Source organism: Flocculibacter collagenilyticus (genome assembly GCF_016469335.1).
GTDB classification, from domain to species: domain Bacteria; phylum Pseudomonadota; class Gammaproteobacteria; order Enterobacterales; family Alteromonadaceae; genus Flocculibacter; species Flocculibacter collagenilyticus.
In genome coordinates this window covers 695,927-718,980 of record NZ_CP059888.1, presented here as the reverse complement: position 1 = coordinate 718,980, position 23,054 = coordinate 695,927, and the positions used below count along the sequence as shown (strand labels likewise).

General features: G+C 39.1%; 19 protein-coding genes and 1 pseudogene. 11 read left to right on the top strand and 9 right to left on the bottom strand.

The features are described 5' to 3' along the window. Positions 1–4: 4 nt before the first annotated feature. From HUU81_RS03110 to HUU81_RS03100, 3 genes are all read left to right on the top strand, one after another. Positions 5–1,114 carry an AHH domain-containing protein gene (locus HUU81_RS03110; protein ID WP_199610818.1) on the top strand — a complete coding sequence of 370 codons (1,110 nt, stop codon included), beginning with the start codon at positions 5–7 and terminating at the stop codon, positions 1,112–1,114. 13 nt (positions 1,115–1,127) lie between these two features. Further along, the gene (locus tag HUU81_RS03105) at positions 1,128–1,760 is read left to right on the top strand and encodes an imm11 family protein (protein WP_199610817.1); all 633 of its coding nucleotides are present in this window, start codon (positions 1,128–1,130) and stop codon (positions 1,758–1,760) included. A 239-nt stretch (positions 1,761–1,999) separates the two neighbouring features. Further along, positions 2,000–2,632 carry an imm11 family protein gene (locus tag HUU81_RS03100; protein WP_233520560.1) on the top strand — a complete coding sequence of 211 codons (633 nt, stop codon included), beginning with the start codon at positions 2,000–2,002 and terminating at the stop codon, positions 2,630–2,632. Between the two features lie 111 nt (positions 2,633–2,743). On the opposite strand, the gene HUU81_RS03095 is transcribed toward HUU81_RS03100, so the two are convergent. The 4 genes from HUU81_RS03095 to HUU81_RS03080 form a co-directional block, all read right to left on the bottom strand. Further along, positions 2,744–3,739 (bottom strand): sensor domain-containing diguanylate cyclase, encoded by a 996-nt coding sequence (locus tag HUU81_RS03095; RefSeq protein WP_199610816.1) that lies wholly within the window; start codon positions 3,737–3,739, stop codon positions 2,744–2,746. Between the two features lie 9 nt (positions 3,740–3,748). After that, positions 3,749–4,390 carry a chemotaxis protein gene (locus HUU81_RS03090; protein ID WP_199610815.1) on the bottom strand — a complete coding sequence of 214 codons (642 nt, stop codon included), beginning with the start codon at positions 4,388–4,390 and terminating at the stop codon, positions 3,749–3,751. Continuing rightward, positions 4,390–4,755, bottom strand: a complete 366-nt coding sequence (locus HUU81_RS03085; RefSeq protein ID WP_199610814.1) for a response regulator — start codon at positions 4,753–4,755, stop codon at positions 4,390–4,392. The genes HUU81_RS03090 and HUU81_RS03085 overlap by 1 nt, the downstream gene beginning before the upstream one ends. A gap of 105 nt (positions 4,756–4,860) precedes the next feature. Continuing rightward, positions 4,861–5,523 carry a peroxiredoxin-like family protein gene (locus tag HUU81_RS03080; RefSeq protein ID WP_199610813.1) on the bottom strand — a complete coding sequence of 221 codons (663 nt, stop codon included), beginning with the start codon at positions 5,521–5,523 and terminating at the stop codon, positions 4,861–4,863. A gap of 247 nt (positions 5,524–5,770) precedes the next feature. Between HUU81_RS03080 and HUU81_RS03075 the strand changes: the two genes are divergently transcribed. Together HUU81_RS03075 and rdgC are read left to right on the top strand one after the other, a co-directional pair. Next, on the top strand, positions 5,771–7,510 hold the full coding sequence (locus HUU81_RS03075; RefSeq protein ID WP_199610812.1) for an ATP-binding protein: 1,740 nt from the start codon (positions 5,771–5,773) through the stop codon (positions 7,508–7,510). A gap of 79 nt (positions 7,511–7,589) precedes the next feature. After that, positions 7,590–8,507: a recombination-associated protein RdgC gene (gene rdgC, locus HUU81_RS03070; RefSeq protein ID WP_199610811.1), complete on the top strand. Its 918-nt coding sequence runs from the start codon at positions 7,590–7,592 to the stop codon at positions 8,505–8,507. Positions 8,508–8,586: 79 nt separating this feature from the next. Here rdgC and HUU81_RS03065 read toward each other — a convergent pair whose 3' ends face one another. Then, positions 8,587–9,426, bottom strand: coding sequence for an HDOD domain-containing protein (locus HUU81_RS03065; protein WP_199610810.1), 840 nt, complete (start codon positions 9,424–9,426; stop codon positions 8,587–8,589). A 397-nt stretch (positions 9,427–9,823) separates the two neighbouring features. On the opposite strand from HUU81_RS03065, the gene HUU81_RS03060 reads away from it, so the two are divergent. After that, positions 9,824–11,560, top strand: a complete 1,737-nt coding sequence (locus HUU81_RS03060; RefSeq protein ID WP_199610809.1) for a dipeptidyl-peptidase 3 family protein — start codon at positions 9,824–9,826, stop codon at positions 11,558–11,560. A gap of 78 nt (positions 11,561–11,638) precedes the next feature. Here HUU81_RS03060 and HUU81_RS03055 read toward each other — a convergent pair whose 3' ends face one another. Beyond that, positions 11,639–11,788, bottom strand: coding sequence for a hypothetical protein (locus HUU81_RS03055; protein WP_199610808.1), 150 nt, complete (start codon positions 11,786–11,788; stop codon positions 11,639–11,641). A gap of 556 nt (positions 11,789–12,344) precedes the next feature. Here HUU81_RS03055 and HUU81_RS03050 point away from each other — a divergent pair. The 4 genes and pseudogenes from HUU81_RS03050 (at position 12,345) to HUU81_RS03035 (ending at position 17,797) form a co-directional block, all read left to right on the top strand. Further along, a pseudogene (locus HUU81_RS03050) lies at positions 12,345–13,546 on the top strand (IS256 family transposase). Positions 13,547–13,858: 312 nt separating this feature from the next. After that, complete coding sequence (locus tag HUU81_RS03045; RefSeq protein WP_199610807.1) at positions 13,859–16,072, top strand: TonB-dependent siderophore receptor; 2,214 nt, start codon at positions 13,859–13,861, stop codon at positions 16,070–16,072. A gap of 15 nt (positions 16,073–16,087) precedes the next feature. Then, complete coding sequence (locus tag HUU81_RS03040) at positions 16,088–17,239, top strand: PepSY-associated TM helix domain-containing protein (protein ID WP_199610806.1); 1,152 nt, start codon at positions 16,088–16,090, stop codon at positions 17,237–17,239. A gap of 33 nt (positions 17,240–17,272) precedes the next feature. Next, positions 17,273–17,797 carry a hypothetical protein gene (locus HUU81_RS03035; RefSeq protein WP_199610805.1) on the top strand — a complete coding sequence of 175 codons (525 nt, stop codon included), beginning with the start codon at positions 17,273–17,275 and terminating at the stop codon, positions 17,795–17,797. Between the two features lie 69 nt (positions 17,798–17,866). Here HUU81_RS03035 and HUU81_RS03030 read toward each other — a convergent pair whose 3' ends face one another. Further along, on the bottom strand, positions 17,867–18,289 hold the full coding sequence (locus HUU81_RS03030; RefSeq protein WP_199610804.1) for an HIT domain-containing protein: 423 nt from the start codon (positions 18,287–18,289) through the stop codon (positions 17,867–17,869). A gap of 205 nt (positions 18,290–18,494) precedes the next feature. On the opposite strand from HUU81_RS03030, the gene HUU81_RS03025 reads away from it, so the two are divergent. Next, positions 18,495–20,720 (top strand): S9 family peptidase, encoded by a 2,226-nt coding sequence (locus HUU81_RS03025; protein ID WP_199610803.1) that lies wholly within the window; start codon positions 18,495–18,497, stop codon positions 20,718–20,720. A gap of 132 nt (positions 20,721–20,852) precedes the next feature. Here HUU81_RS03025 and HUU81_RS03020 read toward each other — a convergent pair whose 3' ends face one another. Together HUU81_RS03020 and HUU81_RS03015 are read right to left on the bottom strand one after the other, a co-directional pair. Beyond that, entirely contained in the window at positions 20,853–21,290 is a 438-nt protein-coding gene (locus tag HUU81_RS03020; RefSeq protein WP_199610802.1) for a flagellar basal body-associated FliL family protein, read from the bottom strand. Between the two features lie 39 nt (positions 21,291–21,329). After that, complete coding sequence (locus HUU81_RS03015) at positions 21,330–22,820, bottom strand: hypothetical protein (protein ID WP_199610801.1); 1,491 nt, start codon at positions 22,818–22,820, stop codon at positions 21,330–21,332. Between the last annotated feature and the right edge of the window lie 234 nt (positions 22,821–23,054).

Here is a 23,054-nt window from a genome sequence, read left to right as displayed (position 1 = left end):
GTTTGTGAAAAATAATAGCCCACTCATAACAGACTTCGCCTATAAATCGGCTCTCCACAACTTTTATAGCTATATAAATGGCAAAGTCAGTGCTTACCTTGCGATTGAAGTGATATTACTGATTGCGACAGCTTTGTTTACCGCAGGCACTGGCACCGCCGCCCGCGCCAGTATGCTGATGGCTAAATTGTCAGCCAGCACCGCCAAAGCCGCAAGTGCAAATAACAAAATACAACACGCTCAATCCGCTATTCATGCATTGAGCAAAACTGTGGATGATTTTGTGCACTGTAGCGAAAAACTAAAAAATTTGGGTGAAAAGCTGATGAAAGCCAGAAACAAAGGCGTTGTCACGTCTTCATCTGGCAAAACCACGTTAGTTAGGAAAAAAGACAGCGAACAACGCAACCAACGTTGCCGTTTGTGCAAAAAAACTGACCATGTAACCCCACGCAGTTTAAGAGGCAATGCGAAGAAAGATAAGCTATACCCCAACAGAATGCAGCGTGCTGTGAAACACGACAAAGACCACCCCATTAATAACGGTATTCACATGGCCGCGCATCATTTGATATCAGCTAAAGCAGTGGAATTATCCGAGCTTGGCGACCTTTTAGAACATCGTGGCTACGATATCAATTTATTAGAAAATTTAGTTTATCTACCAAGCACCTTTGAGGGTGCTTGCCAGTTACGAGTTCAACTACATAAGGGTGACCATACTTATGCGCTACCCGGTGAGAAGCCATATCATGAGCAGGTAAAAAGTATGGTAAAAAAATTAGAGGCTTACCTTGAAAAGTGCCCTGCTAACGGACAAGGTAACAATAACGTGATAGCAAAAATGAATAGGTTAAGTATTGAGGCGTTGATGTTAATAGCTGAATTTAGAGTCCCATTGACTTCTATATTTAGAAATTTTAAGCCCTCCAGCAAAGTAGGCTGTTCAAACCATGTCCGAGTGCCAGATAGTCAGGGAAGCCTAGCTAGATGCCACCATGAACGAAATCACGTAGGGCAAACTCATTTTCTCAACCCGCATGCAGAACACAATAAAGTACCGAAAGAGATAACCTACACAAAATCTTATTATCAACTTAGTGTAAAACGTTAAAACCGGAGAAGCCATGAGCAATTATGACGATGAATACTACATCGTATTAAATGATTATAATGAAAATACAATTTACCTAAAACCATTAAAAAAAACTGCTGACCGACGTTATAGCTACAAAAAATTGACACTAGGACAAGAGCCACTATTTTTTGAGAATGGCTATAAAGAAGAAGCGATTGAAAAAGGTATTAGCTTACCTGTCACGGATGTATTGATGGATGGTGTTACTCCAGTTATTACTACCAAGCTAAGGGATAAGATTAAGCATATCGACTTTAAAGTGATGCAGCTTTATCCCTCAGTGTATATTGATGATATGGAAAAGTGGCATGAAAATTACTGGTGCATGAATTTTTGGGAAGAAGTTGATTACTGGGATAAAGAAAAATCGAAGTTATCAAAAACTAGTCGTGAAGCCTTGGAACTAGACCCTGATGAAATAATAATAAGTATTTATAAATATGTATTAGATGTTGAAAAGTTAGATAAAGTGCCATTAGCAGAAAGGCTTATATTTAAGATGGATAGAGGGATGGGTTATATTTTCATTCACCAATCAATTGCTGACATTCTGATGGCGGAAAATCCAACAGGTATCAAGTTAGTGAAAGTGTCTGATTTTGAAGAAGGTAAACAGTTTTAAGTAATTGCATGTTATTTAGAAACGTTAAACCATCCAGCCCTCTAGTCATGAGGGCTAAGATAAAAAAGTTAAAATATCAGAAGTACAAGACAGAGTGGGTCGCTGTTATCACGATCGCAATCACCAAGGGCAAACGCACTATTTGAGCCCTTATGCTGGCAAGAATAAAAGCCCAAAAGAAATTACCTACACAAAATTTTATTATCAACTTAGCGTAAAGCGTTAATACAGGAGTAATAATGAGCAGTTATAATCACGATTATTTTATTGTACTAAACGATTATCATGAGAATACTATATATGCAAAAGCACTTAAAAAGTCTGCTGATAGAGATTATGAATTTGAAAAGTTAACGCTAGGTCAAGATCCGTTATTTTTTGAAAATGGATATAAAAAAGAAGCAATCGAAAAAGGCATTAATTTATCTGTTACTGACGTGTTAATGAATGGCGTATTTCCAATTATTAACACTAGGCTCCGAGATAAAATTAAACACATAAAATTTAAAGGTATGCAGCTTTATCCTTCAGTTTATATTGATGATAAAGATCAGTGGCACGAAGATTATTGGTGCATGAACTTTTACGAAACAGTTGACTGTTGGGATAAGCAAAAATCTAAAACTGAAAAATTTACTGAAGAGCAAATGCAAAACCCCGATTACTTAGAGTTTGCAGATATATACAAATATGTTTTGGATGAAAAAGTATTAGATGGTATTCCACTTAAAGACCGCCTTATTTTTAAAATGGATGGTGGTGTTGATTACATTTTCATACATCAATCTATCGCTAACATTCTTATGGAAGATAATCCAACAGGTATCAAGTTAGTGAAAGTGTCTGATTTTGAAGAAGGCATGCAGTTTTAGTAATCATGTAAATAATTAATATCGCTAGATGCTACGAGATGCTCCGAACAAAATCACATGCGCGCGCTGGTGATGAATACTAGCACTGCTGCTTGAAGCTATTTCTGAGCATTACAACACTAACACCGATGTATTACGCCCGTTATCTTTCGCTTGATAGAGGGCGGAAGCCGCTGCTTCGATCATCGCTTCATAATCTGAATATTTCGCTTGGTAAGCGGTTACCCCAATGCTCACCGTGGTGTGAATTTCAGCAGATTGATAATGTGTGGGGTGGGCTTGCACAAAATTGCAAATTCGCTCTGCAACTTCAGCAGCACTTGAAGCATCGGTAAGTGGCAATAAAATAGCGAACTCTTCTCCTCCATAACGCCCAACTATATCGCAGTCACGCAGCAATGAGCGAATATGTTGTACTTGATTTTGTAGCACTGAGTCCCCTGCTTGATGACCATATTCATCATTAATGTTTTTAAAGTGATCAAAGTCTAACAAGAGCAAAGCAAGGGGCTGGTTATAACGATAACTTCGCTCAAATTCTTCTTGGCATCGTTGTTCCCAATAACGGCGATTGAACACTTCAGTTAGTGCATCAATACGCTTTGCTTTTTCAAGCTGCTTTAAAGTGTTAATTAACTCTTGCTGGTATCGGCTTTCAGCCGTGGCATTTTCAATAAATATAGTAATATGAGTGACGCTATTATCGTTAATAATAGGGTGAAAATAGCAATTCTGAGTCATTACTACATCTTCACTGAGAGCATCATCTGGTTGTAGCACTTCATTTGCGGAATGGCTAGCGGAGTCATTATTTGGCGTAGCTGGCATTTTAAAAATAAATTGTCGTTGTTCCCACTTACTTTCAACAACATCGTTTATATCGGTGGTTACCCACAGTTGTTCAAATTTTCGTTTTAACCACACTTTTGGTGCCGTTGGAAAAATATCAAAGACCGACTGTCCACTAACATCTTCTTCAGATAAGCCTGTGTACTTAGCAAGGTATGGGTTCCAAAAACAAATCTGATGATTTCGATCGATGATCATAACACCTTGCTTTAATGCGTGATAAATATTGCAGCTTAAATTAGTGTTAAAATCCGTCATCAAATACCGTTACTCGTCATAATCACTTAAGATGTCGTCTAAAACGAGCTGAATACGTTTAATTGCATCGTTTGGAAACAGCAACACCATACGGCAATTAAAGGACAATTTTTCTACTTGATATGCAATTTCGATTTCTAGTGCATAATCCCAAGTAAAGAGTAAATCATTCAGCTGTTGTAATGGTTGGTTAGGATCGACTTGATGTAAACGCGGTGCATTATAAGAAAACGACTGCTCTAACTGCTCACTAAATGTATTTAAGAACGCGGTATTGATGATGGCACTTACATCAAGAAGAATATTATGATTGTCATCTGGTGCTATTTGGTGTTCAGCCGAAGGCAATTGTGTGAAGTCAACGTTGGGGAAAAATAATAAGGTGTCGCCACGTATTTCGTCACTTAAAAAAGATTGGCTAACAGTAGAAAAGTGTTTTTTATCTTCTATTAAAGCGCTGTCATCTTCTGCGTCATGCTCTAATGCCAATTTTTTATACAATAAGGTAGGTTTAACTAAGCGCATTGCGGGAACATTAATATTCACTAGCGCCGAAAGATAGCGAGCTAACGTGTTACTTGCTTGCCCAGTAGCGAGGTTTACAATTTCTTGTAAGCAATCTTTTTGATCGGGTGATAGCTCAACATTCATTAAATTAATCCATACAATTTGAGAATTTCGTGTAACTTCTCGGCATTAACGGGTTTTTGAATAAATGCAAGCGCACCTAACGACATCACTTTCTTTTTCATTTCCGGCTGAATGTCAGCAGAAATAACAACCACAAAGCAGTCCATTTGGTCTTTTTTAACCACCTCTAACACACCAACGCCATCAAGCACTGGCATTGTTAAATCTAAAAATAACACGCCGATTTCTTTCGAGCGTAAAATATCCACAGCTTCTTGCCCATTGGTTGCCATAGAAATATCTACGTCCCAATCTGCTGGCAAGCTCTTCTTAACTTGCTTACGTGCCATATTTGAATCGTCACAAATTAAAATAGGTAACGCCATGAACTTTCTTACCTTTAAATTAAAATCACCACTGGTTTATAACATAAGCACAAAAAGGATAAAACCCAAAAGTAGACAACACGTTAACTAACTTAACTGTGCTGTTTATCTCATGTCTTGTAATGCATACTTAGCAGCGTCTAATAACAGTTGCTCGTTCAGTCTAACTTTATAATTTGGATTTGCATATTGAAAATGTACTAGCCCTTGCCTATCAATAATAAAGACTGCTGGCACTGGTAAAGCAACCCGGCTGTCATTTTTAATATCAACAAAGTCCACACCTAAACGAGAACGGTACATTTGTGCTGTTTTATCATCTAAAAAGTAGGCTAAGCCTAGCGATTTAGCGAGAGTTAATTGGTTATCTGCTAATAATTGATACTTTAATTCACTTTTAGCTTTTGTTTTGTTCTGATTGGGCGCACTTTCAGGTGCTACGCCTATTAACTGGTATCCCATTGCCACCAAATCCGATTCTATTTTTTGCAACCGATTAAGTTGTGCGTTGCAGTAAGGGCACCACCCACCACGATACACAATTAACACTGTTGACTTATTAGCGAACATGTCGTGCAGGCAACTTTTTTTATTATTACTGTCGGGTAAGCAAATATTCTCAACTGTCATTCCCGGTAACAACGGTTTAATATCTGTTGGACTATCATAAATGTTAAACGCTGCTTGCTGCGCATGCACATTAAATGACAGTAAAATAATTATAAAACCAATTACATTTCCAAACAGGTAGGTCGTCGCCTTTCTCATTCTTAACTCCTCATTTTTATCTATCACTCGAACACCTCACCTAAGCGATTAAAGTGTCGATAATCTAATTGTAGTAATGTGAACGTGCTTTCTAAGTTTAAATTTCGAGAATAGGAACTAAATTATGAATTTACCTAGAAAAAAGCGATGATTTATGTCGTATTTTTTGTTTTTTTTAGTAAAGTCAGGCTAATATCTTTAGTATTAGCATTAAAATAATAGCAGCTTAGCGGCAACAGGTTAACGAATGCAATTGACGAGTCTGTCTAAAAAACTACTTACAAACGTATTATCTGTGTATTTTATTCTTACACTTGTCGTAACCTGCGGACAAATTTTTGCTGAATATTTCAATACTAAAAACCATATTTCTGGTGAATTAAATACCTTACAAAAAACATTTAGTGGCAGTTTAACGCGCGCAATATGGGAACTAAACGAGCAACAAGCATTAACAATTGCTGAAGGCTTACTCGCAATTCCTATGATTGAAGGGGTTGTTGTTAGAGATGATAACGGTGTAGTCATGTGGCAATTAGGCCGCACCTTGGAAACCGAATACTACAGCAGTAAAAGTCTTGCGAATGAAGGTGTCACACTAGAAGATCCAACCTCTGGGCTATTTGGCTATACCTTTCCACTTATTTTTGAATTTTCTGAACGCGCAACGTTAGTTGGCGATGTATCTCTATTTTCAAGTAGAGACATTGTTGTCGATCGCATATTAGTTAGTATTTATTTTATGATTGGTAATGCCATGATTAAAACAACCTTTCTGATCTTACTATTTTTACTTGCATTCAGAAGGCTATTAACCGAGCCACTTAAAGAAATAACAGGACAAATTGAAGAGCTTGAAATGGATCATTTGGAAGGCACGCAATTAGTTGTGCATACTGATGAATATAACGAGCTAAAAATTATTGAGCAAGCATTCAATAAATTGATTGGTAAAGTGCTGGAATATAAAGACGACTTGGAAAGCACTCAGCGTAAGTTATTACAAAGTAATGAACAGTTAGATCAACAGAACATCACGCTGGAACAAGAGGTAGCACGCAAAACATCGACACTCAGCCAAGCCATGATGGATTTACAACAGCAAAAGTTTGAGCTAGAAAAAAATCAAAAAGATTTACACAGCGAAATAGATTTACGCTCTAAACGTGAAAATGAACTAACCGATAAACAGGCCGAACTAGAAAAAACAGTAGAAGACTTAAAACGCGCTCAAGACCGCTTAGTACAGTCAGAAAAAATGGCCGCACTAGGAGGGTTAGTAGCAGGCATCACTCATGACGTGAATACACCCGTGGGAATTGGAGTAACAGCTACATCCTACTTAGATGAACGCTTACAGGTAATTGACCGCGAGTTTAAAGATAAAAAACTAACTGCCGTGCAAATGGAAGCTTTTATTGATGATGCCAAACAAAGCGTGCAACTTTTATCAACTAACTTGCAACGCGCTTCCGAGTTAATTGCAAGCTTCAAACAAATAGCGGTGGATCAAACAAGTGAAGCAGTTCGCATGATTAACATGAAGCAATATGTTGAGGAAATCATTCGTTCTCTGCGTCCTAAACTAAAGAAAACCAAACACCATATTACGTTAAATTGTCCTGAAAAATTACAGTTAAGCTTACCAGCTGGTGCCATTTCGCAAATCTTCACCAACCTTATTTTAAACTCATTAATTCATGGCTTTGAAGGTAAAGAAGAGGGACGCATTGAAATTGAAATCGCTGAAATTAATGAACATATTGAGATTAAGTACACAGACGATGGCAATGGCTTAAATCCAAAGCAATTATCTAAATTATTCGACCCTTTCTTTACCACTAAACGCGAACAAGGTGGCAGTGGTTTAGGTACTCATATTATCTATAATTTAGTTAGACAGTCACTTAATGGTGAGATAACGGCTGAAAGTGAACCTAAGAAAGGGTTAACCTACCACATCATTATTCCTAAAAAGCAAAACTAAAAAACAGCACATAAACTAATGCCTTTTACCTTGCGTTGGGCTATGATGCACAGCCTTTTTGTCTACTGGAATATAGCTTATGTGGTTTTCAAATCTTTACTTTTACCGTTTTACTAAACCATTTGAATTATCTGCTGACGAGCTAGATAAACGACTTGAAGCAAATATTTTTTCACCTTGTGGTAGCCAAGATATCGCAAAGTTTGGCTGGGTTAATGCGTTAGGAAAATACGGACAAACTTTATCTCACTCTGCTGCGGGTAACTTATTGTTATGTGCAAAACGAGAAGAAAAAATTCTACCTACCGCAGTTATCAATGATATGCTCGCCGAAAAAGTAGAAGCGATTGAATTAAAAGAGAGCCGCCCTGTTAAAAAGAAAGAAAAAGACACATTAAAAGAAGACATTATTCACCAACTTCTGCCACGTGCTTTTTCTAAATCTAGCTTGTTATATGGCTATATAGCTCCTCAGCATGATTTACTTGTGATAAACAGCTCTAGCGCGACTAAAGCGGAAGAGTTTATGGCCATGTTGCGCAAATGTGTAGGTACATTACCCGTAGTGCCCGTTCAACCAGAGCAACCGTTATCCATTATGATGACAGACTGGTTAAAGTCTCAAAACTTACCAGCCGGATATGAATTTGGCAGTGATGCAGAATTAAAGTCTACTGACGAAGAAGAAGCTGTGGTTAAATATAAACAGCAAGATTTGGGCTCTGATGAAATTCAGTTGCACATTGAACACAATAAACTTGTTACTAAACTAGCACTACTTTGGCATGACAATGTGAACTTTATGCTAGCTGATGACTTCTCGTTAAAACGCATTAAATTTACTGACTTGCTGAAAGAGCAAAATGAGGATATCCCTAAAGAGGATATGGCCACAAAACTGGATGCTGACTTTGCGCTAATGTCTGGCGAAATTAATATGCTATTAAATGAGTTAATTGAAATTACCGGCGCTAAAGAAGTCGATATTACAGCTTAAACCTCAAAGTAAGCACTGCGCTTAGCATAAAAACGTAAAAAGGAGGCTTAGCCTCCTTTTTCATAAATATCATAAAAGCTTACGCAAATACGCTTCTTACATCAGCTAATAACGTCTTGAAATCATCGTCTTCAAATACACTAGGTGAACTAATGACCCCTTTTTCAATGCACGTTTGCATTAATTGCTCGTTGTCTTTCTTTTTCATTACGCCAATACTCATTGCGCCTAATCTAACAAAGTCAACGTAGGCTACTTCATCAGGCTGATAATCCATGTCACGCCAGCATTCCGCCACTACTACAAAGTCTTCTTTAAAGCCCCATTCACGCATGATAGCGCCACCAATTTTACCTGCTAAATTTTTAATTGCTTGCTCAATAAACTCTGGGTTAGCGAATACATCTTCATGGTTTTCGGCTTCGGTAAGAATCGGTAACACACCAATATTATGCACTAACGCTGCAAGCGTAATGGTGTCTAAGTTTAAGGATGTATGTTTATGTTCACGCAAATACAGCTGTAGCATTGTAATCGCCACGGCAGCGGCATCGACTGTTTTCTGCCATGACTTATCTAAATAGGTTTTTACCATGGGATTTTTTGATTCAAACAATTGCTCCATCGCCATCGCAGTAACAATATTTTTAATTTGCTTCAAACCAATGCGAGTTACTGCTTGATTAAGCGACTCAACTTTTACCGAACGCCCCATAAACGCACTGTTTGCTACCTTAATCATGCGAGCCGATAGTGCTGGGTCTTGACTAATTACATCACCAATTTGATTTAAGTTTACATCTGGATCATCGGCGGTCTGTCTTACTTTTACCGCAATTTGCGGCAATGTAGGCAATACTATTGCATCGTTATTAATTTTTTCTACCAAAATCGTAAGTAGCGCATTTTCTGTCGACATAAAACTATCCTTTAGATAAATCAAAACTGACTAACATTGAAACTACTGTTGCTGTTATCGCTTGGGTTTACACATCAAAAAGTCACGCAAACAGCGTCCATTTATGTTCCCCAACTGGTTGAAAAATTCTTGTTCGAATAAAAATATTCCATAACTTTAAGTTAGCTCAGAATCACTCATAAGCCAAGTTAGCGATCAATAATATGTTGTCACTTTATTGATTTTATTATCTTTATATAAATCGCTTTAGTTGGCGATAAAATCTGTGCGCTGAAAGGGGTTCTTTGTTACTTCTTTACAGGATATACTTTTTGGCCAAATCAAAAAGTGGTAGTTAGCTCTGCATACATGCAAGTGAGTTAACGTTTCTAATAAGATTAAATAAACAGGGTTTTTCATGAAATTGTCAAAAATTGCTATCGCAATGACGCTGGCCTCAGGCGTATTTATTACAGCGTGTTCACCAAATAATAAAAACGAAGAAAACACAGCAAACACGAGTATAAGTGCAACGGCCGAACAACATAATAAAAATCCTGCCCCAAAAAAAGAGAATGCAGCAGACAGCCTGGGGTTAAAGGCAGAATTCGAAGACCGCTTAAACATATATAAGTCAGTCACACTTTCTGCATCATTATCAAGCTTAAGTGACAATCAGAAGAAAATGTTGGCAAAGCTAATTGATGCCTCAAAAATTATGGATGATTTATTCTGGAAACAATCTTTTAGCCAAAACAAACAAGACTTTTTAGACAAAGTAGTCGATCCTGAAGTGCGTAACTTTGCCGCTATTAACTACGGCCCTTGGGATAGATTGGCTGGCGATGAAGCATTTTTGCATGGTTTTGAAGAGAAACCACTTGGCGCTCAATTCTATCCTTCAGATATGACTAAAGAAGAATTTGAAGCCGCTGACTTTGCTGACAAAAAAGGCTTATATTCAATTGTTGAACGTGACAAAAATGGCAAGCTTATCAGCGTACCTTATTCACAAAAATACAAGACAGAACTTAAGCAAGCTGCCGACTTATTAAAGCAAGCTGCTAAGCTAGCTGATGATAAATCATTTGCAAACTATCTAAACATGCGTGCGGAAGCGCTTGTTACAGACCAATATCAAGCATCTGATATGGCATGGATGGACATGAAAACCAACCCAATTGATGTGGTGATTGGTCCAATTGAAACATACGAAGATCAGTTATTCGGCTACCGTACTGCATTTGAATCTTATGTACTTGTTAAAGATCTTAGTTGGAGTGAAAAACTAGAAAAGTTTGCCGCTTTCTTACCTGAGCTACAACGCAACTTACCTGTAAAAGAGCAATACAAAACTGAAACACCGGGCTCTGATGCTGATCTAAATGCTTATGATGTTATTTACTATGCAGGACATTCAAATGCAGGCAGTAAAACTATTGCTATTAACCTGCCAAATGACGAACAAGTGCAATTAGAAAAAGGCACTCGTCGCTTACAGCTTAAAAATGCCATGCGCGCTAAATTTGACGAAATTTTAATGCCAATTGCAGACGAGTTAATTGTGCCTGAACAGCGTAAGCACATCACCTTTAATGCATTTTTTGCTAATACTATGTTCCACGAAGTCGCTCATGGCTTAGGGATCAAAAATACAATTAATGACAAAGGCATGGTTCGCCAAGCATTAAAAGAACATGCATCGGCATTAGAAGAAGGTAAAGCAGATGTACTGGGCCTTTATATGATTTCTCAATTGCTAGACAAAGGCGCAATCACTGAAGGTAAACTAGAAGACTACTACGTTACTTTTATGGCTGGCATATTCCGCTCAGTGCGTTTTGGTGCTAGCTCTGCTCACGGTAAAGCAAACATGATCCGCTTTAACTTCTTTAATCAACATGGCGCTTTTAGCCGCGATGAAAATGGATTATACAAAGTTAATATGGAAAAAATGCAGGATGCTGTTAACGCCCTATCAAGCTTGATTCTAACCTTACAAGGGGACGGAAATTATGATGGCGTTGCACAGTTGGTAAAAGATAAAGGTGAGATCAAGCCAGCATTAGCAAGCGACCTTGAGCGCTTAGCAAAAGCAAAAATTCCGGTAGATATTACCTTTGAACAAGGTAAAGAGGTATTGGGCTTAAAGTAAGTTAGAAGCCTTCTTAACGGAAGAAAAGGTGCTAATAACATCAGTTTTAGCACCTTTTCTTATTCTAAGCACTTCAGGTTAAGCAATGTCTGTTGATGCGCGCTTAAAATCTTCTAAATATTGGGCTAGCGGCATAAAAACAATTAACGATACCATAAAGGTCAACCACGTTTGCGTGATCATCTCATAAACGGTATAACCACCGCCTGTATATTCAAAAAACATCACAATAAGCAATAAACTAGGGCGTGTTGACCTTTCTAGGTCAAATTTTGTTCAATCTAAACGTTTTTTGATCGCGGCGTGACAAGTGTAGCTTGGTTATTCCAAGTAAGCGCGTCACAACAAAGAGCAAGAAACGTTTAGATGAACCCAAAGGCAGCGCTTGTTTGCCATTTATACTGCGTTATCGCAGTTGCGTGTGGAATAACCACACTTTACCTGCTCTGTCTTGTATAAATGACAAACAAACTGCTGCAAAAATGACCTCGAAAGGTCAACACGCCCTAATTGAACAACAATAATCACTTTCCATAAAAGCGCATTAAAATAACGCCGCTCAAATGCCACACCAAAAGAAGCTATTAAGCAAAACACATCTATTAACAATATGAATACAGAGATAAATGTTGGATGCGTAGGCCTTAAAATATCAGGCATCGTAAACATGTTATATAGTTCAAATATGCTGAGTAATAATGAAGCTAAGAAGATAATTTTCCATCTGAGGTAGTGTTTAGAAATCTGTGTCATTTCAGTAAAATGTTTAAAACAGGAATGACACATGACTCAAGATTTCGATTTCAATAAAGCTTTAGAGCAACTTCAATCTGGAAAAGGCCTTACTGGTAAAGATGGTGTACTCACCCCACTCATCAAACAACTCACTGAAGCGGCACTCAAGGCCGAACTTGAACAGCACCTCGAAACCGATTCCCAGCCTAATCGTAAGAATGGTAGCAGTAAGAAGACGGTTAAATCGACACTGGTGAATTTGAATTAGAAACGCCTAGAGACCGAGCTGGCTCATTTGAGCCGCAACTCGTCAAGAAAAATCAAACCAAGCTCTCCGACGAAATCGACCGTAAGATCTTATCTATGTTTTCGCGTGGCATGAGTTACCGAGATATTCGTGGCCATGTCGAAGACATGTATGGCATCGAGGTGTCTGAAGCAACCATTACTGGTGTAACCGACCGCTTAATCCCAGAGCTAAAGGAGTGGCAGCAACGCCCCTTAGACACGCTCTATACCTTCGTTTGGCTCGATGCCATTCACTATAAGATTAAAGAAAATGGGCGTTACGTCAGCAAAGCAATCTACACCATCTTGGGCTTAAATGTTGCTGGCAAGAAAGAGCTATTAGGCTTGTACTTATCGGAATCGGAAGGTGCCAATTACTGGCTCTCAGTGTTAACCGACCTGCACAATAGAGGCGTTAAAGATATTCTCATTGCCTGTGTCGATGGGCTTACTGGCTTCCCTGAAGCAATTACAGCTATCTACCCAGATACTGAAGTCCAGCAATGTGTCATCCATCAAATTCGCAATTCGATGAAGTACGTGGCCTCTAAACACCAGAAAGCCTTTATGGCCGATCTCAAGCCCGTATATCGAGCCGTCAGCAAAGAAGCTGCGGAAATAGAATTGGATAAGCTAGAGGCCAAGTGGGGCCAACAATACCCGATTGTCCTCCGCTCTTGGCGCAACAAGTGGCCGAATCTGTCGGTCTACTTCAAGTACCCAGAGTACGTTCGTAAGGCGATTTACACGACGAACGCGATAGAAGCCGTACACCGCCAATTCCGAAAATTGACCAAAACTAAAGGCGGTTTTCCGAATGAAAACAGCTTGCTAAAACTGCTGTATGCTGGGATATTGAACGCGTCTAAGAAGTGGACAATGCCAATCCAAAATTGGAATATGACATTGTCACAGCTGGCGATCCATTTCGATGGTCGCTTGGATGATGTCTTGGATATCTAATAGAGATTAACTGACACAGAATTCTGAACGCTCTCCCATCTGATTCTGCTTTTCATTTCACGCTCACATTTGCCTACTTTCATTAGCATTTAACTTTTCTATATATATTAAACATTTAACCTTATAGGCATGCAATAGCCAATAATGAATTAACAGGATTGAATAAATTCAATAAAAACACTATTGAGAATCATTATCATTTGCACTACAATTCATTTCACGTTGTGCGCATTGGCTTTTTTATTAGCCGTTAAAGTGCAAATTACATTGCTTACATCATTTATAAACAAGCTATAAACTGGAATAACAATAATGGATACGCGTAATACCTTTAAAACTCTTGATGCATCCCCTTCTCTTTCATCAAGCAGTGCTTCTTATTCTCACCTTTCTAAACGCCATGCGTTATCAAAAATTACGGCTTCAATTTTGGGCTTATCGATGCTATCTGCTGCACCTTATGCAATTGCAGACACCGCTAGTGATGAAGAAAAAGACATTGAGCGCATTGAAGTTATTGGCCAACCAAATAAGTTTGGCGCACTTAAAAGCGATACTCCATTACTTGAAACTGCTCGTTCGGTTTCAATTGAAACGTCACAGCAGTTTTATGAAAAAGGCGCGTTAACCTTAGATGATAGCTTAACCTACTCTGCTGGTGTTGTAGCCGACGCCTATGGGTTTAGCACCCGTGGTGACTTTATAAAAATTCGTGGCTTTGACGCACCAGAATACCGAGACGGCATGCAATCACTCAGTGGTAATTACAATAACACTCGTCCAGAACTGTATACGTTAGAGCAAGTTGAAGTATTAAAAGGGCCTGCATCGGTATTATTTGGGCCTGGTTCACCAGGTGGTATTGTTAACATTATTACTAAGCGCCCGGGCACTAAAACGGATAATGAAGTGGTAATGCAAATGGGTAGTTTTGATCGCCAGCAAATCGCAACCGATCTTAACTATTCTACCGACGATAACTTTTTTGATGCACGATTTGTTGGATTATACCGCCAAGGTGATACGCAAATTGAGCAGATTAATGATGATTCGTTAGTGCTGGCGCCTTCTTTTAAATTCAATTTGTCAGATGTGACCCAAATTACTATTCTAACCGACTACGCAAAACGCGATAGTGACTCTGCTCACCAGTTTTTACCTATTTCAGGTTCGTTAACACCTACCGCGTCAGGCCAAACTATTGATCCTCTTTTATTTACTGGTCAGCCCGGCTTTAACCAATACGATACTGAATCTTGGTCTGTTAGCTTGTTAGCAGAGCACCAATTAAACGAAACTTGGGCGTTTGATTTAAGTTCACGCTACCGTGATGGTGAATCGACTTACAAACAGGCGTGGGTTTCGTTTACAGGAACAGGCAACCCACGTTTTGACGCAGCAGGTAATGGCGCCAGAAGCTGGTATCAAGCTAATGGACAATCAGAACAATTTCAGTTTGACGCCAGAGCGCGCGCTAATTTCGATACAGGCGAGATTGAGCATAGAATGTTAATTGGTGCTAGCCATCAGAAAATAGATAATCGTACCGACAAGGTATTTGTTTACGGATATGACCGCGCAACAGGTATGCCAGTTGGAGGGATTTTTAATGTATTTAACCCTACTTACGAAAACGTTGATAACATTATTGAGCAATTACCTGAGCCGATTACAGGAACACCAACGCAAGACAATATCTTAGGTTTATATATTCATAATGAAATGACTTACAATAACTTCATTGTAAATGCAGGCATCCGCTATGACGAAGTTGAAAAAGAAGAAAACAGCGGCACTAGTAACGAATATGCGACCAGTATAAGTTTAAGTGCGTTATATCACTTTGATATTGGTCTTTCACCTTACATTAACTTCTCTGAGTCTTTTACACCCGTTGTAGGTGTAGACAGTACTACAGAGCAAGCCATGCGCTCTCAAGAAGGTGAACAATGGGAAGCTGGTGTTAAATACCAGCCACAAAATACCAGTCACTATATGACGCTAGCGTATTTTGATATTGAATTAAGCAACTTACCTAACCCAAATGCGTTGCCTTACGTGCCCGCATCACAACAGGAAGGCGTTTCTACCGTTACAGGCGTAGAGTTTGAAGCCAACTTAGTATTTAATAATTGGAAAGCGGAAATCAATCTATCAGCATTAGATAGTGAAGAACAGAATGGATTCCAACGCTCAAGTATTCCAGATCAACAAGCCTCTATTTGGGTTCGTCATGATTTTGCACAACCTGCATTAGAAGGGTTATATACTGGTTTTGGTGCTCGCTATATTGGTGAATCTGAAAGTACCGATATTAACAGGCGCACTTCGGAGTATTTAACCGTTACGACTCCAAGTTATACCGTTTTAGACCTAACCGTTGGTTACCAGCTAACTAATTGGGACTTAACGCTAAGTGCACGTAACTTAACTGACAAGCAGTACTATGCAACCTGCCTAGCACGCGGCGACTGTTACCCAGGTGAAAAACGCAGTATTGCTGCTACTGCCAGCTACCGTTTCTAAGCGTTAGACTTACTAATGAAAAAAACAGCGTTTAAATTGCATTCATGGCTTGCCATGAGTGCAATTATTCCTCTGTTAATCATTTCTTTTACAGGCAGTATTTTAGTCTTTAAGAAGGAAATTGACGCGCTATTAATGCCAAATAGCGCGACGCTTTCTGTTCAATCATTTACCCAAAATAGTACGTCCGAACACTTACTGACTTCGCGTCAGTCATTAAACTCATTACACAACACCGTTAAACACGCGTTTCCAGAATACCATTTAGCATCATGGGAACTATTTGATAACCACACCGATCCCGACATTGTCTATTTAGTAAAAAATAATACCTTTGATTTTTACAAAATATTTCTTAATCCTTACCAAGGTACTATTCTCAGTGAACCTGTTTCGCTGACACACTACTTAACTGATTGGCTATTAGAGCTGCATTACACATTCTTGGCAGAAGAAATTGGCGCAGTTATTGGTGCGGCCTATGCGATGATATTAATCATCTTAGGCATCACAGGCATTATTATGCACTCACGTTTTTATAAGACCCTTTTTACGCTGCGCCTTAAGCGTGCTAAAAAAGTGTTGTTTAGTGATATTCATAAATTCATTGGTATAGTCGCCTCGCCAGTGTTGTTGATCTTGGGTTTAACTGGCGCCTACTGGAATGTGGCAGGTGTGATTCATGACTTAGAAGAGCATGAACATCATCACAAATATGTAATGAATACGCCACGTTACAATCACAACCTCTCGCTGGATGCACTGGTAGAAAATGCACAATCTCGCGTGCAAGGTTTGACGGTAACCTATCTATCACTTGCCTATGAACCAGGCAAACAGATTGGGCTTTATGGCCGAGTGCCAACCAGCAACCCGTTACTGAGTGATTATGGCAGTGGCGCTCAGTATCACCGCCAAACAGGTAGCTTTATCTCTTTATGGGACATTCGACAGCGTAATGCAATACCTAAAATACTCGATAGTTTTAGAGCATTACATTACGGTACATTTGGTGGACTAATCACTCGTATTATTTGGTGTGCGCTAGGTGCTGCACCTATTATTTTAGGTATTACTGGCAGTTACTTATGGCTTGCTAGAAGAGCCAGAAAACGAAAAGCGAAACATCAACGAAAACAAATTAATTTACAACAGCAATCTGTTTAACGGTTTCAACACAAAAATAACAAAGGAAAAATCATGAAAATGCGCGCTACACTTATTGGTATGACTACCACCTCATTATTGGCTTCTGCAATGCTATTTATTGGTACCGCTTCAGCTCATGGCGAGTCTGAAAAAGTTTGGGCTAATTATCAAGACTTAGCACAAGAGTTGATGACCGATGTCGACACCAAGCCATTAAATGCAATTAACGAGAAAGCAAAAGACTTAACCAAACTTTCTACTCGTTTATTGCCGCATTTTGTAAAAAGACAAAGTGAGTGTGAGGCTTATATCAATGCAGCCATTGATGCTAGCGACAACATGATGAAGCTGACTCAAGAGGAAATTGAGCGCGATTATCACGCTGACGGCAAACTGCCGCCTATGAAAAAAGCATCGTGCTATCACGCAAAAGACTTATTAGTTCACCCTGCGACAGTAGCGGTAATTTCTGCAACAATGCAAGACTCGGTTTCAACTAGGCAGCAATTAAAAGCAGAATTAGCAGAAGTGCTAGAACATTTTGAAGAGGTTAAACGCGCAGCAGTGCAGCATTAATGCAGCCTTCTGCTAATAAATTAGAGTTAATTAGAGGGTGTTCAACATTCGGAACTCCCTCTAACGCAATTAAATAGGGTGATGTTGCAAATATTCGCTAATCTTATCTGTTATTTTTACTAGCGCGTCATCGGTATACGCAATTACTGGATGTGCTCCCCAAATGGGCGCAGGCCAGCTAATATCTGACTTAAACCTGGCAACATGATGAATGTGTAGCTGACTAACCACATTCCCTAACGCAGCAATGTTTAACTTATCTGGCTCAAACAAACTTGTTAGCATTTGGCTAACGTAATTAGATTCAACTAAAAACTGATGCTGCTGGGCAACCGACAGCGCCATTAATTCTAAGGCATGATCAACTCGCGGTACCAAGATGCACCAAGGGTATTGGCTGTCATTCATCAGTAATAATTCACAAAGCGGGAAAGTAGCAAGTTTTACAGTATCGTTTTCTAAACGGGGATCTAACGAAAAGTTTAAATTCATATAGGTATCTTATTATCTTTTATTACCTAAATGAGTGTATCTTAAAATTTTAATAATGATACCCCTGTTAGTCTTAAAGCTCCGAACCAAATCACATATATAAGTTTCGCTACCTTGAATCCTCCGCAATGCCATTGAATCTAAAGCTATTAAATACTACTATCTGTGGCTGATAATCATAATAACCAGCATTTAGAGTGTACCAATGAAAAACTACTTATCTTGCATTGCGCTAGTCAGCGTAATGGGTTCGAGTTATGCTGAAAACCTAACAATAGAACGCATTTTTTCTGATCCCTCACTGAATGGCAAAGCGCCAAAATCATTAAAATACTCACCTGACGGCTCTCGTGTCACTTACTTACAAGGTAAAAAAGAAGACTACAATCGTTTCGATTTGTGGGAATACAATTTAAAGGAAGGCAAAAATAAAATGCTGGTGGATTCGAAGGATATTTTCAGTGGCCCTGAAAATTTATCTGACGAAGAGAAAGCCCGCCGCGAAAGACAGCGTGTGTTTGGTAGCGGCATTATGGAGTACAGTTGGGATAAAGAAGGAAAGGCACTATTATTTCCATTAAATGGCGACTTGTATCACTATCAATTAGCAACTAAAACCACAAAAAAACTAACCGATACTGACGCGTTTGAAACGGACGCTAAGTTTTCACCTAAAGGCAATTATGTTTCTTTTATTCGCGAGCAAAATATTTTCGTGCTTAATGTCGCCTCAGGTAAAGAATTACAGCTAACAACTGATGGTGGTAACTTAATTAAAAACGGCATGGCCGAATTTGTCGCACAAGAAGAAATGGGCCGCATGACCGGTTACTGGTGGTCGCCCGATGAAACAAAAATTGCCTATACGCGCGTAGATGAAACGCCAGTAGAAGCAGTGACTCGTAGCGAGATTTATGCCGACAATATTAAAATGATCCACCAGCGTTACCCCAGTGCAGGAACGCCAAACGTGTCTATTCAATTAGGTATTAAAGGCCTGAATGACACTAAGACAACGTGGGTAGATATTGGCAAAGAAAAAGATATTTATATTCCTCGTGTAAAATGGATGAACGACAGCCAAACGTTAAGTTATCAATGGCAAGATCGCGCACAACAAACACTGAAGCTAAATGCAGCTAACGCAAACAATGGTAAATCGACCACGTTACTAACAGAAAAAAGTGAAACATGGGTTAACTTACATAAAGATTTACGCTTCCTAAAAGATAATAAACACTTTATTTGGGCCTCTGAACGGGATGGCTTCAAACACCTATACTTATACAAAAACAATGGTGAGCTAGTCACACAGCTTACCAAAGGCGAGTGGGTTGTTGATAAGCTACAAGCCATTGATGAGAAAAACAATAAAGTATATTTCACTGGCCGCGCCGACACACCGTTAGAACGCCACTTATATTCTGCATCGCTTAACGGAAAACATGCAAATAACGTAACACGCATTTCTTCACGTAAAGGCTTCCACAGTATTACCTTTGCTAAGGACGCAACCTCATACATCGACAAATATTCAACCATCAACAGCCCTTCACAGGTAAGCTTACACAACGCTAATGGCAAGCGAATCACTTGGTTAGTTGAAAACGCCGTGAACACAGACCACCCACTTCACCCTTACCTGAGTGATTGGATAGAGCCTGAGTTTGGCAAATTAACTGCGGACGATGGTCAAGCCTTACATTATCGTATGTACAAGCCAGCTAATTTTAACGCTAATAAAAAATACCCTGCTTTAGTTTACTTATACGGTGGGCCGCATGCACAAGTGGTTAATAACAGTTGGTCGCGTTATGTGTTATTTTCACAATTTATGGCGCAGCAAGGCTATGTTGTATTCAGTTTAGATAACCGTGGTTCAAACTATCGCGGCACTAAATTCGAAAATCCAATCTATCGCAAAATGGGCAGTGTTGAAGTAGATGACCAAGTCACCGGCGCTAAATTTCTTCAAAGCCTAGACTTTGTTGATAACGACAAAATTGGCGTATATGGCCACAGCTACGGCGGCTATATGACACTAATGACCATGTTTAAAGCGGGAGATTACTTTAAAGCTGGCGTATCAGGTGCACCTGTTACAGATTGGCGCTTATATGACACGCACTACACTGAGCGTTATATGGGCTTAGTGCCGGGTAATGAAGACGTTTACGAAGCAGCATCAGTGTTTCCATACGTAGACGGTTTAAAAGGCCCACTAATGATTTATCACGGCATGGCTGATGATAACGTATTATTCACGCACAGTACGAAGCTGTACAAAGTGCTGCAAGATAAAACATTAGATTTTGAGATGATGAATTACCCGGGTAAAAAACACAGTTTACGCGGTAAGAAAACCCGTATTCATTGGCACAATATGATGATTAACTTCTTTAATCGCCATTTTGATGTAAACCAAGATTAATCTTACATCGTTAATTCACTATTGAAAAAGGGTGTCTGTAGACACCCTTTTAGTTGTAGTTGTATATTCAGCTTCAAGTAGCTAATTGCTCAATAACGCATTACTGCGTTAACACCTTACTGCGCTAACACCTTACTGCATGATAAAGCCGGTAAAAATCACTTGTTCTACTAACGGTTGCCCTGTTAACTCTTCCAGCTTCGCTCGCACATCGGCCAGCGCTTTTTCTTTTAACGCATCCTTACCTTCTACCGTACGTAGCTCATCACCGTTAGCTTGGCTGAACGTAGTGGCGAGTATGCCTTCAATAAAGGGAACATGCTTTTTGGTTAGCTCTTGCGCCGCGGCTCCGTGCACCATCACTTGCACCTTAATTTGTACCAACTTATCTTCTTTTTTTGCGGGTACATGAAATAAAAAAGGACGACGCATAAACACATAAAGTGGCTGCGCTTCTGGGCCTTCTTGGGCTTTAACGGGGGCGCTAACAAGTAGCGGCACCATTGGTACAGAGGTAACTAAAAGCAAGCTTGCCAAGCTACCTACTAAAAGCGTTTTTATTTGTTTCATTGATTTCCTCAGCCGCTTGTTACAACCGCAAATGATAGGTTATATACGAACGACTTTTGCCTTATTCCAAATGTTTTGATTCTTCTTCATAGAGAAAAATTCCCTTGGATGCCAACATTTAGGGATGAGATCCAATTCTTTTCGCTCTAAATAGTTTGAAGAAAGTATTTTTAATATTTCATGTAATCGTTCTGGCTTTATCCGTTCTAATTTTTTAGCCGTGCCGGGTATGTATAAGTTTTTATCTAAACTAATAATCAAGTCTGAGCCATGACTAATAAACTGCAAATTACGTGTTGCGCTGCGACAAATGGGTTCCCACGGATGTTTAGGGTAAAGGTCGTTGACGATAGCATATTCATAGCGGTCTAACTCTTGAAAATCAGAATTAACAGGAATATAAGTCACCCCAAATCCCTGTGGAAAATGCCCAGTAATTGCTAAAAGTGATTCAACCGCTTGCGGATTACAACCGCCCATTTCAGCATTTTTTCTTAGCACGTTATACACTTTAGGCAGCAGTTCGTAACTATAGCTATTTTTGGTAGACAGAATAATAGAGGTATATAGCTGCGGTACTTTTAGAAAGTTGCCAATTCCCTTATTGGCATTCACCCAACTTTTTAAGAATGTACGTATAAGCGCTAAGCTGGCTTTTTCGTCTTCAATAAATTGATCTCGCTCCGCCTTAGAATTACCAACATATTGACCGACACCAATACCCGATGTCGCGTACCGTAACGTTTCTCGGTAATTTATTTGCAGTAAGGCTTTTCGCTCTTCGGTAGGTAACACTCTGAAGGGATCTAAGTTTTGCTCTGCTCCGGTTAATATGGCTTGCGCATCAGGATGATAGTTACCAATATCTTGTAGCAAAGCCGCCATTAATAATGGTATTTGTATATGATCTTGAAAAACTTTGTAGGCTTTCGGATTTTTTTCCGCGAGAGACTCAATATCCGTCTGTTTCCCACCATTTATTTTTGACCGAATGTACGTGCTTTCAATCAAGTTTTCAGTGTACATTCTATCAACTAAGCGCAAGCATAATACTGCTTTATACAAATGCTTGTGGCGCTCATTAACCGCTGCTATTTTTTTTCCTTCGGTAGGTGAAATTAGCTGAATAGTGCCAAGCAACTTAGCAGATTTCTTTCGAGTATCTTCCGCATTTGCGCCTTCTGTAAGCGCTAGAATTTGATAGCAAACGTCTTTAAGGTGCTCATGACGCACTAACCGCTCTTCATCTTGGGCTGCCTTATACTTTTCTAAATCAGATTGTATTTTCTCTATTTCACTATTTAGTTTGGCAATGTTCTTTTTTTTAGATTCACTTTCAAGCTTTTTCTGTCTTTTGGCGATTTTCTCTTTATAGTCTTTAATGATGGCTTGTATATTTGACCAACTTTCAAAATATGCTGATGCATGTTGATAAACAGAGGGTTTCTGTGGCTTTATATCATCGATTTGAGCCAATAAAGCTTTAACTTCAGTAGTGTAATTTGAATCCCCCACAGAGCTTTTGGCCATATAACGTAATACCTATTTAATTTATCGCCACATAATACTGTGTTATACCTGAATTCAATGTGGCTGGTTTGAACGCAGGGCCTCCCAAGTAAACTTACCTTATAATTTAGTGCAAGTTGGCCTTGAAGGTTAACACGCTGGCATATTAACCTTTTCTAAGTCTAAACTTGATTGAAGCTGTACTTCGAAACAATATATAAAACAAAAATATCGCAGCTGTTTACCGCAACTATT

Coding starts and splice junctions, on each gene's coding strand:
- HUU81_RS03085 (WP_199610814.1), bottom strand. CDS start 4,755: ATGGCGTTACCTATTTTAATTTGTGACGATTCAAATATGGCACGTAAG.
- HUU81_RS03025 (WP_199610803.1), top strand. CDS start 18,495: ATGAAAAACTACTTATCTTGCATTGCGCTAGTCAGCGTAATGGGTTCG.
- HUU81_RS03095 (WP_199610816.1), bottom strand. CDS start 3,739: ATGACGGATTTTAACACTAATTTAAGCTGCAATATTTATCACGCATTA.
- HUU81_RS03045 (WP_199610807.1), top strand. CDS start 13,859: ATGGATACGCGTAATACCTTTAAAACTCTTGATGCATCCCCTTCTCTT.
- HUU81_RS03020 (WP_199610802.1), bottom strand. CDS start 21,290: ATGAAACAAATAAAAACGCTTTTAGTAGGTAGCTTGGCAAGCTTGCTT.
- HUU81_RS03030 (WP_199610804.1), bottom strand. CDS start 18,289: ATGAATTTAAACTTTTCGTTAGATCCCCGTTTAGAAAACGATACTGTA.
- HUU81_RS03060 (WP_199610809.1), top strand. CDS start 9,824: ATGAAATTGTCAAAAATTGCTATCGCAATGACGCTGGCCTCAGGCGTA.
- HUU81_RS03015 (WP_199610801.1), bottom strand. CDS start 22,820: ATGGCCAAAAGCTCTGTGGGGGATTCAAATTACACTACTGAAGTTAAA.
- HUU81_RS03035 (WP_199610805.1), top strand. CDS start 17,273: ATGAAAATGCGCGCTACACTTATTGGTATGACTACCACCTCATTATTG.
- HUU81_RS03080 (WP_199610813.1), bottom strand. CDS start 5,523: ATGAGAAAGGCGACGACCTACCTGTTTGGAAATGTAATTGGTTTTATA.
- HUU81_RS03065 (WP_199610810.1), bottom strand. CDS start 9,426: ATGTCGACAGAAAATGCGCTACTTACGATTTTGGTAGAAAAAATTAAT.
- rdgC (WP_199610811.1), top strand. CDS start 7,590: ATGTGGTTTTCAAATCTTTACTTTTACCGTTTTACTAAACCATTTGAA.
- HUU81_RS03090 (WP_199610815.1), bottom strand. CDS start 4,390: ATGAATGTTGAGCTATCACCCGATCAAAAAGATTGCTTACAAGAAATT.
- HUU81_RS03100 (WP_233520560.1), top strand. CDS start 2,000: ATGAGCAGTTATAATCACGATTATTTTATTGTACTAAACGATTATCAT.
- HUU81_RS03105 (WP_199610817.1), top strand. CDS start 1,128: ATGAGCAATTATGACGATGAATACTACATCGTATTAAATGATTATAAT.
- HUU81_RS03040 (WP_199610806.1), top strand. CDS start 16,088: ATGAAAAAAACAGCGTTTAAATTGCATTCATGGCTTGCCATGAGTGCA.
- HUU81_RS03075 (WP_199610812.1), top strand. CDS start 5,771: ATGCAATTGACGAGTCTGTCTAAAAAACTACTTACAAACGTATTATCT.